Origin of the sequence: Mucilaginibacter gracilis (assembly GCF_003633615.1) — a bacterium.
GTDB classification, from domain to species: Bacteria; Bacteroidota; Bacteroidia; order Sphingobacteriales; family Sphingobacteriaceae; genus Mucilaginibacter; species Mucilaginibacter gracilis.
Genome location: NZ_RBKU01000001.1, coordinates 2,433,617 through 2,448,301 on the forward strand (window position 1 = coordinate 2,433,617; position 14,685 = coordinate 2,448,301).

General features: G+C 42.1%; 6 protein-coding genes. All 6 read left to right on the forward strand.

Features of this window, described 5'->3' with window-relative positions; all coding sequences use genetic code 11:
* The first annotated feature begins 7 nt into the window (after positions 1–7).
* The 6 genes from bglX to BDD43_RS10435 all read left to right on the forward strand — a co-directional run bounded on the left by bglX (position 8) and on the right by BDD43_RS10435 (position 14,661).
* The gene (gene bglX, locus BDD43_RS10410) at positions 8–2,227 is read left to right on the forward strand and encodes a beta-glucosidase BglX (protein WP_121197615.1); all 2,220 of its coding nucleotides are present in this window, start codon (positions 8–10) and stop codon (positions 2,225–2,227) included.
* 57 nt (positions 2,228–2,284) lie between these two features.
* Entirely contained in the window at positions 2,285–4,495 is a 2,211-nt protein-coding gene (locus BDD43_RS10415; RefSeq protein WP_121201952.1) for a glycoside hydrolase family 3 C-terminal domain-containing protein, read from the forward strand.
* Between the two features lie 137 nt (positions 4,496–4,632).
* Positions 4,633–8,730 (forward strand): hybrid sensor histidine kinase/response regulator transcription factor, encoded by a 4,098-nt coding sequence (locus BDD43_RS10420; protein WP_121197616.1) that lies wholly within the window; start codon positions 4,633–4,635, stop codon positions 8,728–8,730.
* Between the two features lie 531 nt (positions 8,731–9,261).
* Positions 9,262–10,683, forward strand: a complete 1,422-nt coding sequence (locus tag BDD43_RS10425; protein ID WP_121197617.1) for an agarase — start codon at positions 9,262–9,264, stop codon at positions 10,681–10,683.
* A 325-nt stretch (positions 10,684–11,008) separates the two neighbouring features.
* Complete coding sequence (locus BDD43_RS10430) at positions 11,009–12,232, forward strand: endo-1,4-beta-xylanase (protein WP_121197618.1); 1,224 nt, start codon at positions 11,009–11,011, stop codon at positions 12,230–12,232.
* Between the two features lie 20 nt (positions 12,233–12,252).
* A complete protein-coding gene (locus tag BDD43_RS10435) occupies positions 12,253–14,661 on the forward strand; it encodes a glycoside hydrolase family 3 N-terminal domain-containing protein (RefSeq protein WP_121197619.1) in 2,409 nt (802 codons plus the stop codon).
* The last annotated feature ends 24 nt before the right edge of the window (positions 14,662–14,685 follow it).

Genomic DNA, 14,685 nt, shown 5'->3' on the forward strand with positions numbered 1-14,685 from the left:
CTACAACATGAAAAAATACTTGTATCTCATTTGCTTGATGCAGATGGGGGCTTTTAACGTTTATGCACAGAATAGGAATATAGACCTGCGTGTTGATTCTCTGATCAAACTGATGACGCTTAAGGAAAAGATCGGTCAGCTTAATCAGTATTCAGGCAGGGATGCTACCGGTCCGGCAACAGATAAGAAAAAATTTTTGCTGGATGATATTAAAAATGGTATGGTTGGTTCGGTCCTTAATATCAAAGGGGTTAAAGATACCCGCGAGATACAGGCCCTGGCACTCCAGTCCCGGTTAAAAATCCCTTTACTTTTTAGCTTAGATGTAATTCATGGTTATAAAACTGTATTTCCGGTACCGCTGGCAGAGTCGGCATCGTGGGATACCTTAGCAATAAGGCAGTCGGCCCACGTAGCAGCCACAGAAGCTGCAGCAAGCGGTATTCACTGGACTTTTGCTCCTATGGTTGATATAGGCCGTGATCCGCGTTGGGGAAGGGTAATGGAAGGTGCTGGTGAGGACGCTTATCTGGGCTCGGTTATTGCAAGGGCCCGCGTTTTGGGTTTCCAGGGTGAAAAATTAGGTGGTACAGATGCTGTTATGGCCTGCGCCAAGCATTTTGCCGCTTATGGCGCTGCCATTGCCGGCCGTGATTACAATTCGGTTGATATGAGTGACCAAATGCTGAACGAGGTTTACCTGCCTCCCTTCAAAGCAGCGGCAGATGCTGGCGTTGCCACCTTCATGAATTCCTTCAACACTTTAAACGGGATACCGGCCACGGGGAATTCATATTTACAACAAGATATTTTGAAACGGGATTGGGCTTATAAAGGTTTTGTAGTAAGCGACTGGGGTTCAATTAATGAAATGGTTACCTGGGGCTTTGCAAAAAATCAAACTGAAGCTGCTAAAAAAGCGATTTTAGCAGGTAATGACATGGATATGGAAAGCCTGGCTTATAAAAACAACCTCGAAAAACTCGTCAATTTGGGCGAGGTGAAGGTTGAGGCCGTAGATAATGCTGTTAGGCGAATTTTATATAAAAAATTTGAGCTCGGTTTATTTGATGATCCATACAAGTTTTCTGTGCAGGCGAGAGAAGACAAAGTTATGCATGATAAAAGTTTTGCGCTCATAGCCCGGTCGGTAGCCGAAAAATCGATCGTGCTGTTAAAGAACGACAAGCAAATTTTGCCTTTGAACAATGCTCCTGCTAAAATTGCTTTAATTGGGCCTTTGGTGAAAGCAAAGCAAGACCTGGGAAGCACCTGGACTGTTTATTCGGACACGACAACTTATACCAGTGTATACGAAGGCATCCGGGATAAATATGGAAATAAATCGAAATTGAGCTATGCCCGTGGTTGTGATATTAGTGATACCAGCAGCGCCGGATTCAATGAGGCCCTAGCAGTTGCTAAAGAAGCTGATGTGGTTATTATGGTTTTAGGCGAAGCCGGCTACATGTCTGGCGAGGCTAAATCAAGATCGGATATTTGTTTGCCCGGAAGGCAGGAGGAGCTTTTTAACTTAGTTAAGGCTACAGGTAAAAAAGTGATTGTTGTTTTAATGGCTGGCCGCCCGATGATATTTAACAGTATTGCCGATAAGGCGGATGCAATTATTTATGCTTTTTGGTTGGGATCTGAAACAGGTAACAGTTTGGCAAATGTTATTTCGGGCAGCTATAATCCCTCGGGTAGGCTCCCCATAACTTTTCCTCGTGCCATGGGGCAAATTCCGGTTTTTTACAGTTATGCCAATACGGGGCGACCGGTTACCGAACATAGCGGTATTAAATATAAATCGGCCTATTTAGATTTACCTAACACCCCGCGCTATGCTTTTGGATATGGGCTAAGTTATACCAAATTTGGTTACAGTGATATTAAACTAGACAAGCCGGTTTTGTTAGGTAAGGATGACCTTAATATTTCGTTTACACTAACTAACACCGGCTCTTTTTCGGGTTCGGATGTGGTTCAGCTCTATATTCAGGATAAGATTGCGTCAGTTGTTCGCCCTGTGAAAGAATTAAAAAACTTTGCAAAAGTTATGCTGAAACCGGGCGAGAGTAAGCTAGTTACTTTCAAAATCAAACCAAATCAACTTTCGTTTTATAAATCGGGCACGGGCTGGGTAACAGAGCCTGGCGCTTTTAAAGTTATGGTGGGTAGTTCGTCGGATGATATCCGGTTACAGGGCGACTTCATGGTTCAATAATTGTTTTATTTAAAAAAAACCGGTTTGGGTAAATCCATTCCATTAATACAAATGTCAATGCATACTTATAAATATTCATTCGTGAAAGTGAGCTTATTGCTGGTAGCTCTCACGGCCTTTTCATATTCTTTCGCGCAAGACCTCACAGAATTGAAGATCAGCAGACTATTGAAACAAATGACACTGGAGGAAAAGGTGCAGATGATTCATGGTAGTTCTTCGTTTACATCCGGTGGGGTTAAAAGATTAGGAATTCCGGAACTGACCATGTCTGATGGGCCGCACGGGGTGCGCCTGGAGCACGGACGCGGCTGGAATGCAATCAAAAACGTGGACGACTCAGGAACCTATCTGCCTACCGGTAATACGCTGGCAGCTACATGGAACCCACAATTAGGTTATGCTTTTGGAACTGTGCTAGGCAGCGAAGCAAATTATCGCGGTAAAGATGTGATACTGGGGCCGGGTATTAACATTATCCGAACGCCATTGAATGGTAGAAATTTTGAATATTTAAGCGAAGATCCATACCTGGTTAGTAAAATGGTAGTTGGCTATATTAAAGGTGTGCAGGATCAGGGAATTTCGGCTTGCGTAAAACACTTTGCTGCGAATAACCAGGAGCTCAACCGGACGAGTATTAACGTTGAAATGTCTGAAAGGGCCTTGCGCGAAATTTACCTGCCTGGTTTTAAAGCCGCCGTTCAGGTTGGTAAAGTGAATACAGTTATGGGGGCCTACAACAAATTTAGGGGCCAGTATGCTACAGAAAATAAATACCTTATTCACGATATTTTAAAAGTAGAATGGGGCTTTAAGGGTTTGGTTATGAGCGACTGGGGATCGGTTCATCATACGCTGGATGCTTTAAAAAACGGTACAGATATAGAAATGGGATCTGACTTGGTTTGGCTCAGCAAATCTGTCAGTCAAACCGGTGTGGTAAACCGGGGGGAAATTCCCCGGTCTGTTTATGATCATTTTTTTATGGCCGATTCTGCCTTGGCGATGGTTAAAAGCGGTAGGGTGAGTGAAACGTTTATTGATGATAAGGTAGCCCGCATATTGCGCGTAATGTTTAAAACTAATATGATAGGTACCAAACGGAAGCCTGGTGAATACAACACAGCCAATCATCAGCAAATTGCTTTAAAGGTAGCGGAGGAGGGTATTGTGTTGCTTAAAAATGAATCCGGCATTTTACCATTAAAAAAGGAAGCGATTAGGTCGATAGCGATTATTGGGGAAAATGCCTCTCGCGAAAATGCGATGGGCGGCGGAAGCTCGCAGATAAAAGCCAGGTATGAAATTAGCCCGCTACAGGGAATTAAAAATCTTGTTGACAGCTCTGTTATAATCAACTATGCCCAGGGATATAAAATTGCAAGGGGACAGCAAGCTAACGAGGAGTTGATTAAGGATGCAGTTAACGCGGTATCAAAGTCAGATGCCGCCATTGTTTTTTGTGGTTGGACCCATGGCTATAATTACAGTAAATGGGAGGATAACGCGTTTGACGCGGAAGGCGTAGATAAAAAGAACCTTGATATGCCGTTTGGACAAAATGAATTGATTAGCGCCGTGTTGAAAGCTAACCCCAATACAATTATTGTTTTAATGGGTGCCGGTTCGATAGATATCACTCAGTGGGTTGACAAGGCCAAAGGAATTATCGAAGGTTGGTATCCGGGCATGGAGGGGGGTAATGCGCTGGCTAAGGTAATTTTTGGCGTAGTTAACCCCTCCGGAAAGTTGCCATTTACTTTCCCTAAAAAGCTGGCCGATTCTCCATCCGAAAAATTAGGTGAGTATCCTGGTAAAGATGGAACGGAACATTATAACGAAGGGATTTTTGTCGGTTATCGTTACTTTGATACTTATCACGTTGAACCGCAGTTTCCTTTCGGCTTTGGTTTATCATATACCAGTTTTACTTTTAAGGGGTTATCTACAAAGTTTGCCGGGAAGCGTATCACAGCGACTTTAACTGTTAAAAATGTAGGCAGCAGGGCAGGCGCTGAGGTGGTGCAATTGTATACGCATAAACAAAATTCGGCGGTTTCGCGGGCGGAAAAGGAATTGAAGGGTTTTGAAAAAGTATTTCTTAAGGCTGGCGAATCAAAAAAAGTGACTATACAGATTGAATTGGATGCGTTGAAGTATTACGATGAAGTAAAGAGAAATTGGGTTATCGAACCTGGTAATTATGATTTGATTTTGGGTAATTCATCACGTGGAGAAATGCTTAGAGCTACTGTTAAAATTTAAATATATTTCGCTATACGCTAATAAGTTGACAATTATTCGTCGCGCCCTTGATGAAATTATTTAACCGACCTATTGTTCGGTAGATTTAAGTAAATTTGTTGACCATTATTAACCATTCGGAATTATTTTTACTTAAAATGAAAAGCAAATATGCTTTTTCGACAAGCTTACTGATAGCGATGTTCATTTTGAACACGGCGGTGGTTGTTGCGCAGATCAATTTCAAACATATCAATTACAAAAACGGGTTAATTCAAAGCCCAATCAGTTCGATGGTCCAGGACAGGAGCGGTTACGTATGGATAGGTAATTTAGCTGGCCTATCAAGGTATGATGGCAACGAATTTAAAAATTTCAGGCACAATAGTTCTCTGCCCAATGGTATCAGCCATAACAGGATCAATAAAATTTATGAGGATAAAACCGGGCGCCTTTGGATTGCAACGGGCGGCGGCCTGAATTTGTTCCAGAAAAATACTGAGCAGTTTTTACATTTTGGCATCTCTGCGGCAAAGGGCGGGGCTAATTATGTTACCTCTGTACAGGAAGATAGTTATGGCAAAATATGGGTGTCAACCTTCAAAGGAATAAAAATTGTAGACCTTAAAAGTAGAAAATTTATTAGCCCCGTATCTTTAAAGAAAACCGGCGAAGAAGACTTATACCAGGGATACACACTGTCGTTGTTTGAAGATAAACGTAAAACACTGTGGGTAGGTGTAAAACATGGACTGAAAAGAGTTGACTCCAAGAGTGGGGCCGCTATACCACTGCCCGAACCTTTAAGGCAAAATAAAGAGCTGGCAGCCGCCCGTATTATGGTTATCAAACAAGATAATTACGGCGATTTATGGTTTGGAACCGAAGAACATGGAATATTTAGGTATAGCGAACGGAATAACGTTTGCACGCACTACAATGAAAATACGGCTTTAGCTCTGCCTTCAGATTGGATAAATGATATTTTGATCAGGAATAATGAAGTTTGGGTGGCTACCAGAAACGGAGTTGCAATAGTTGATCTTAACAGTAACTCCATTACCAAGTACAACCATGATGGGGCAGATCCGACTTCCCTTAGTGATAACTCTACCTGGGCATTACTGGAAGATAAAACGAACAATGTTTGGATAGGGACCTACTCTGGTAATATTAACTTTTTTTATCCTGGTAACGCAAATTTTTGCACCATTGGGGAGCGCGTAGGCAATCATTTAGGACTGAACGTACCCATTGCGGAAACGATACTGGAAGATAAAAATAAAAAATTGTGGATAGGGACATTAGGAGGCGGGTTGAATTGCCTTGACCGTGCTGCCGGGCTCTCAAAATACTACGCCATTACCGGTCTTAAAACCGATAAATACAGTAATGACATCAAGTCGCTGGCCATGGACTCGCTGGGGAGCCTGTGGGTGGGCACGTTGGACGGGCTCTGCAAATTTAATATCGCTACTCATACAATTCTGCCCATCAGGCTTGAACTGTTAGTTGCCAAGCCCGGTGGCAAGTTTATTAATGCCATATTGCCCGACCGGGACGGCGTTTGGATTGGCACTAACGGCGCAGGATTAAAACTGGTGAGCTATGCCGGCGCCGAATTGATGACCATAAAGAAAGAAAACAAACCCAATGGCTTAAGTGACAATTATGTTAACGCTTTGATCTCCGACGGTAATGATTTATGGATAGGTACGCAAGGCGGTATAAACAGGTATAATAAAATAACACATACCATTGCTATTTATCAGCGCAATAAAAATCCCGTGTTAGGAAGTAATAATATTTTTTGTTTTTTAATTGATAAAGATCGGCATCTGTGGATGGGTAGTGATGGCGGCGGGCTATGTTATTTTGATGCTAAAAGCAACCGCATCTATGCCATAAGGCAAGCCGATGGCCTTGCTGACGACATTGTAAACGCTATTGTGCAGGATAGCTCAGGCGGCTTATGGGCGAGCACAAATAATGGTATCTCTCATATCAAACTAAAAAAAGGTAAATTGCCTTTAAATGGAAATTACGAGATTGAGAATTTTACATCCGCAAACGGCTTACTGAGTGACCAGTTTTTGATCAATTCTAGGCTCATCACCCGGGAGGGCGAAATTTTATTTGGAGGTATGAATGGCATCACGGCTTTTTATCCCCAAAAGATCATCAAAAATCAAAGAAAGCCCGAAATTTTATTAACCAACCTGTTTATCAATAACCAGGAAGCGCGTTTCGGTGAGAAAGGCGATATCGAGGCACCGTTGAACCAGCTTAACGAGATATCCCTTCCGTACAATAAAAACAATATCACTGTTAAATTTTCGGCTTTAAGCTTTATTAATCCCACTAAAAATGTATACGCCTACAAAATAGCCGGATTAGCTAATAATGATAAGTGGCAGCTCATTGATAACAAAAACGAAGTAAGTTTAATAAACCTGGTTCCTGGAGACTATGTTTTTAGTGTTAAAGCATCTAACAACGATGGTATATGGAATGATACAGGGCGAAGTTTACGTTTGCGGATACTGCCGCCGTTTTGGAAAACCTGGTGGGCTTATTTATTATATGCCGTTTTAACCTTGCTTACTCTGGCCAAAGTGGTCCAGTTTTTCCAGAGCCGGGCCCGTTTGGAGCGGGATCTTTATAACGAACACCGGGAGAATGAGAGGAAACAGAAATTTTACCAGATGAAGATGGATTTTTTTACCAATATATCTCACGAAATCCGCACGCCGCTAACGCTCATTTTAAGCCCGATAGAAAACCTGTACAAAAGAACGTATGAAGACCCGGCCGTTAATAAGCAAATATTACAAGTGAAAAATAACGCTGAAAGGCTATTCAGGCTTATTGGCGAATTAATGGATTTCAGGAAAGCGGAAACCGGTAATATGGTGCTTTATTTACATGAAAATAATATTGTACCTTTTATTAACGAAATTTATTTGTCTTTTATGCAACTTGCGGAAAGCAGGGGTATACAATATGACTTTGAAGTGCCCGGCCCTACCGTTTCACTTTATTCGGACAATGACCAGTTAGAAAAGGTTTTTTTTAACCTGCTTTCCAATGCGTTCAAATTTACCCACGACCATGGTAGAATTAAAATTTCAATAGCAACTACCGATGATACCTATGCTGTTATTAAAGTTACGGATAATGGGAAGGGAATTCCCAAAGAATTTCAGGAAAAACTATTTACAAACTTTTACCAGGTAAATCCTGATAAGTCGCAACCTGGAACGGGCGTTGGGCTTGCGCTGTCAAAAAGCATCATAGAGCTTCATAATGGTAATATAACAGTTCATAGCCGCCCCGCATCAGCTACCGAGGCTGGCGAAACAACATTCACTGTTTCGTTGCCGTATAAAAACTCAGTGTCGCAAAACGTCCATATCATGGCCGCAGAAGGGGGACAGGAGAATTTGAATTCTTATAAACTGCGATCAGAGATCGATGTGCTTAACGACCACGGTTTTACTCACGAAGATGAGGAGTACACCGTATTGATAACGGAAGATAACGCTGATTTAAGAGAACTGATTGCCGATACCTTAGCCAACTATCATATTATAGCTTGCACAAACGGCGCGGAAGCGTTTGATGAGGCAGTTGACAAGATTCCGGATCTGATCGTTAGCGATGTGATGATGCCTGTGATGAACGGTTTGGAACTATGCCATAAAATAAAAAAAGATGAGCGCACAAGCCATATCCCGGTGATATTGTTAACCGCTCTTGCAGCGCACATTCATCAAATTAACGGGCTCCAAACGGGTGCTGATATTTACCTTACGAAGCCTTTTAGTACAAAAATACTGGAGTTAAGTGTACATAATCTTTTGGCTTCGAGGGAGGCCATGCGAAAAAAATTCGCCAGGCAGTTACCCGGGGAACACACCACTCTGGCTTTTAATTCGGCCGATGAACAATTTATGAGTAAGGTGCTGAAAATAATAGATGATAATATCGGGGATCCCGAATTTGGAGTAATTGCATTGGGCAAGGCCGTTGGTATGAGTAAAACTGTATTGTATAAAAAAATATGTGCCGTTACTGATATGTCGCCGTTAGATTTTCTTAAATCTGTTAGGTTACAAAAAGCCGCTATGCTGCTACAGCAAAAGCAATTTAACGTTTACGAAGTATCCTATCAGGTAGGCTTTAAGGACCGAAAATGGTTTAGCCGGGAATTTAAGAAGCAATATGGCAAAAACCCATCCGAATTAATGAATTAGTGGGTATAAAATTTCAACGCCCTTCAAAAGATATTTTCCTAACCGGCGGCTGTTAAGCCTATAATTACCTGTTTTCACTTATAAAAGTGAGGATGATTTTACAGATAAGACAAGGGGGTTTAAAACTGCTCCATCGTTTTTTTAGATTGCCTCAATTCGTATCGCTTGCCGCGATAAGGAGGTTCCGTTAAAGATAAATTCTCAACAAAATTCTATATCAATAAAAGCCGGAAATTACTGTCCCCATGTAATTAACGCTTTATATGATACTTTAACGGAAACTCAGCAATAGTCTGTTTTTTGAAAAAACATTTTAAGTCGGAAACTCCAATAAAGGCTTTTTAGCCCCTTAAAAAAGTCGGTTTGTGCCTCACGCCCAATGTTAAATCATCGCAGTTTTGCGACACCAATTAATAGAAAGCCCATTAAAGCTATTAATAAATTTTAGGTTATAAGTGCTTATTACCACTGGTATGTGGCTGGTAAGCTGCAATGGCCCGTTGTTAGTTTTTAAATAATAAACCTATATAAATGATAAAGAAAGTTATCCTGTTATCAGTGCTCTTTTTTGCGAGCCCCGTTTACGCGCAAACAGCTAGCGAATATACCTTAAAGGTAAGTTCCAAAATATCTAACCAGGGGAGCGGCAAGCCTCCCGGATTTAGTGAATATAAAGAATACCCCACTCGCGCTTTAAATACCCTGATCGGTTACCAGCCGAACGACAAAATAAAATTGGATAAGTATGGTGGCCGTATGGATATGCATGGAAAATTTACCGGCTTTTATCATGTAGAAAAGCTTAACGGCAGGTGGTGGTCCATTGATCCTGACGGATACTGTTTTATTCATAAAGGAATGAATAATGTGGTGATGAGCCGTTCGGGAAATGCTAAGGACGGGTTTGATAATCAGTTTTCGGGGTCTAAGGATTGGGCGGTAAAAACAACCGAAATGTTAGAAAATCTCGGCTTCAACGGGTTGGGTGCCTGGTCGTCTGTGGAGGATTTTAAAAGTTTGCCGGCAGCTATCAGGCCTATGGCCTATACGGTAAGCATGGATTTTATGGGAAGTTACGGGCGGAAAAAAGGCGCATACCAGCAATCGGGCCACTTGGGCTACCCAGACGATGCGATTTTTGTGTTTGATAAGGAGTTTGAAGCTTATTGTGACACTTACGCAAAACAACTGGCAAAAAATAAAAACGACAAAAATTTGTACGGTTATTTTTCGGACAATGAACTGCCTTTTTACAGAAAAACTCTGGATAATTTTTTATCGAAGAAAGATACCACAGATATTGGTTATTTATCGGCCAGGAAATGGTTACAAGAGCACCATATCAGCCGGGACAGCATTAATGATATTTACCGCAATCAATTTTTAGGCTTTGTAGCTGAACGTTATTTTTCGCAGGTAGCCAAGGCAATAAAAAAATACGACCCTAACCATATGTATATTGGATGCCGCTTTAATGGCTATCCTAAAAGCGTTCCTGAAGTGCTGAAAGCGGCCGGTAAATACCTCGACGCCGTATCCATCAACTACTACAATCAATGGACGCCGCAAGTGGCAGATATGCAGCACTGGGGTGAATGGGCCGGTAAGCCTTTCCTGATAACGGAATGGTACACCAAAGGCGAAGATTCGGGTATGGGTAATTTTGCAGGCGCGGGCTGGGTGGTAAAAACCCAGGACGACCGTGGCTTATTTTATCAAAACTTTACGCTGGGTTTAATGGAATCGGTGAATTGTGTTGGCTGGCACTGGTTTAAATACCAGGACAACGACCCTGCAAATAAAAACGTCGATCCGTCCAATACCGACGCCAACAAAGGCATCCTGGATATTCACTATAAGAGTTATACGCCTTTAACCAATAAAATGAAGGAACTGAATGATCAGGCATATTCGCTAATCGATTTTTTTGACAAGAGAAATAAAACCCAATAAAACACAACAAAACAGCGCCGAAATATGGAGTTTGCCAGGTTGGAGTAAAAAAGCCGGATGGACCAAATTTTACAATGGTTTAGGCGATACAATTCTAGCTGGTTTTTAAAGTAAGCTTTTATAACGAAATGATAAATATTGATGCCCGCGGCAGAAAAGAGTCTGCTACGGGCATCTTTATTGACAATAATGCGAGTACGGGTTTGATTACATGTACCGGATAAAAAGGCGTTTTGACTACCTAAATAAGTCTGTTTATGTAACCCGCTTTTTTAAAACATTACCAATTTTTGTAAACCAATTATAAAAAATTAATTACCATTTTATGAAAAGCACTTTTACCAAAGTTTTATTGTTGAGTGTATTGTATTTGGGATGCTCGAAGAGCGATTCCAAAGATGGTGGCACCAAAACTACCACGCCCACAGACGGCACTACCAATACTGTAGTTTATACCACTTTAAAACAAGCAAATACTGATATTGTTATTGGGGCATCCATAAACCTTGGTTTCTTAACCAATTCAGCATTTTTAAGCCTTGTGCCTACGCAATATAACAGTATTACTGCCGAAAACAACATGAAAGTGAGGTTTTTGCAGCCTTCGGAAGGGCGTTTTAGCTTTGATACCGTTAAAGCGCTGTTAACCTTTGCCAAGGCCAATAACATCCGCATTCATGGTCATAACCTGGTGTGGCACAAGAGTAATCCGGCGTGGATAGCCGCTTACGAAACCGGTACAGCCCAACCAGCCTTATTCGATACGCTTTTGAAACGTCACATCACAGAAGTGGTTAAATACTATAGTACACAATTTGAGGCTGACGGGATGACGCCGATTGTAAAATCATGGGATGTGGTTAACGAAGCGATATACGATAGCGGCAATATTCGCAACGCGAAAAATATTGATGCCAGCAACGGAGATGACCAGGGAAGTATCTGGCGCCGCAATATCGGTAAGGACGATATTAAAAAAGCGTTTACTTATGCCCGTATGGCAGCCGAACAAAACCATAATCCGAATTTGAAGCTTTTTTACAATGATTATAATATTGAAAAACTTGCCGTAAAACGAGACTCTATTTATAAGTTGTTAATGGACCTCAAAACATATTCTTATAATGGCAAACCAATTATTGACGGAATAGGCATACAAATGCACCTTGATTATAATGCCGACGAATCATTAATCAAAGCCGCTATAGTGAAGATGGCGTCTACCGGATTGTTGGTTCATATATCTGAGATGGACGTTAAACTGGCAGATCAACCGGCAACCGTATACATCCCAAACCCGGTTCAGTTAGGCTTACAGGATTCGTTGTACAAACATGTGCCTATGTTGTACAGGAAATATGTTCCTGCTGCTCAGCGTTTCGGTATAACCACCTGGAGTGTGGGTGATAAGGATTCGGGCACAACATTTAATTATAGCCCGCAAACACAAAAAAACAGTGCTACCCTTTATGACTTGAATTATGCAAAGAAGGCCGCCTGGAATTATTTCTTCGACGGCTTGTTTCTAAATCCTCTTTCAACGCTTTAATAAAATATATTTAAAATTATATGTTAAAAACTACGCTTGCTATTTTACTTTTTACCATTGTTGCAGTTGATACCCGGGCACAAACCAATTCAATCTATCATAAGGGCTGGGTTGATTTCAATAAAAACGGAAAAATGGATCTCTTTGAAGATCCAAAACAGCCTATTGAAGTCCGGGTAAAAGATCTGCTTTCGCAGATGACAGTTGATGAGAAAACTTGCCAACTGGCCACCCTGTATGGTTATAAACGCGTACTCAAAGAAGAAATGCCAGCAGCATCCTGGAAAAATGAAGTATGGAAAGATGGGATAGCTAATATAGATGAGGAACTGAACGGCCTCGCCTCGCGTACCGATCGTGCGCCAACACAATACAGCTACCCATACAGCAAGCACGCCGGCGCCATCAATACCATACAGAAATGGTTTGTTGAAGAAACACGCTTAGGTATCCCCGTGGATTTTACAAACGAAGGTATTCATGGTCTTAACCACGACAGGGCAACCGGCTTGCCGGCACCTATTGGCATTGGCAGCACCTGGGACAAGGCATTGGTGCGAAAAGCCGGCCAGGTTGTTGGACGCGAAGCGAAAGCCTTAGGATACACTAACGTATATGCGCCCATATTGGACCCCGCACGCGACCAGCGGTGGGGACGGGTGGTTGAATGTTATGGGGAAGACCCTTTCCATATTGCCGAATTAGGAAAACAAATGGTGCTAGGGATACAAGAGGAAGGTGTGGCCTCAACATTGAAACATTATGCAGTATACAGCATTCCGAAGGGTGGAAGGGACGGTAATGTGCGTACAGACCCCCATGTTGCACCTCGTGAAATGCATCAGCTATATCTATACCCTTTTAGGAGGGTTATACAGGAAGCCCACCCCTTAGGCGTTATGAGCAGCTATAACGATTACGACGGTGTACCGATAACCGGCAGTCATTATTTTTTAACTGAACTGCTGCGTGAAAAATATGGTTTCGAAGGATATGTTGTTTCGGATAGTGAAGCCCTGGAGCAGCTGTACAGTAAACACCATGTAGCCGCAGATATTAAGGAAGCGGTGCGCCAGGCCATGGAAGCAGGTTTAAATGTGCGTACTAATTTTACCATGCCGCAAACTTATATACTGCCCGCGCGTGAATTAGTTGCCGAAGGAAAAATATCGATGAAGCTGCTTGATTTGAGGGTGGCGGATGTATTGAAGGTTAAATTTAAACTGGGATTATTTGACCACCCTTACGTGCCTGATACAAAAGCGGCCGATATTCTTGTTCATAATGCGGATGCAACGGCAATGAGTTTAAAAATGAATCGCGAAGCAATAGTATTGTTAAAAAATGCGAACAATAGCTTGCCATTAAATAAAAATAATCTCAAAAATATCTTTATCACGGGGCCGCTCGCGGCCGATAAAGCTTACGCGGTTAGCCGTTACGGTCCGTCAAATAACCCGGTGATCAGTGTGCTTGATGGAATAAAAAACTACGTTGGGAAAGCTACAAATGTTACTTACGCTAAAGGATGTGATGTAACCGACCCAACTTGGCCTGAAAGCGAGATCATAGAAACACCCTTGTCGGCAATTGAGCAGGCTAAAATAGATTCGGCAGTAAACCTTGCTAAACAAGCTGATGTAATTGTAGCCGTGGTTGGCGAAAGTGTTGGGCAGGTGGGCGAGGGTTTATCGCGCACAGGCTTAGGCTTACCGGGCCGGCAGCTTAAGCTACTCCAGGCTTTACATGCTACAGGCAAGCCAGTTGTGATGGTTATGGTGAACGGCCAGCCGCTTACCATTAACTGGGAAAATAGATATTTGCCTGCAATTTTAGAAGCCTGGTTCCCTGGTAACGAAAGCGGGCAGGTTATTGCCGAAACAATATTCGGAGATAATAACCCGGGTGGAAAACTGCCGATCACTTTTCCAAAAACTACAGGGCAGATTGAATTGAATTTTCCATTCAAACCGGCGTCGCAGGCAAATCAGCCAACCTCTGGCCCCAATGGTTACGGTAAAAGTAGTGTTAACGGTGCTTTATATCCATTTGGCTTTGGCTTAAGTTATACCACGTTTGAATATAGTAACCTTACCATAACGCCCGAGACCGAGCATGCTCAGGGTGAAGTTAAAGTTACGGTGGACATTGCTAACACAGGCCGTGTTGCCGGTGACGAAGTAGTGCAACTTTATTTGAAAGACGAATTAAGCAGCGTAACCACCTATGAATTTGACCTGCGGGGCTTTGAGCGTGTACCGCTTAATCCGGGAGAAAAAAAGAGTGTTACATTTACTTTACATCCCGACGATTTGGCTTTATTGGATAGCAATATGAACTGGACAGTTGAACCCGGAAAGTTTAAGGTGATGATTGGCAGCTCATCTGAAAATATCCGTTTATCAAAAGAATTCGAAGTTAAACCTTAAACTTTATTCCCCTTGCTATACTCA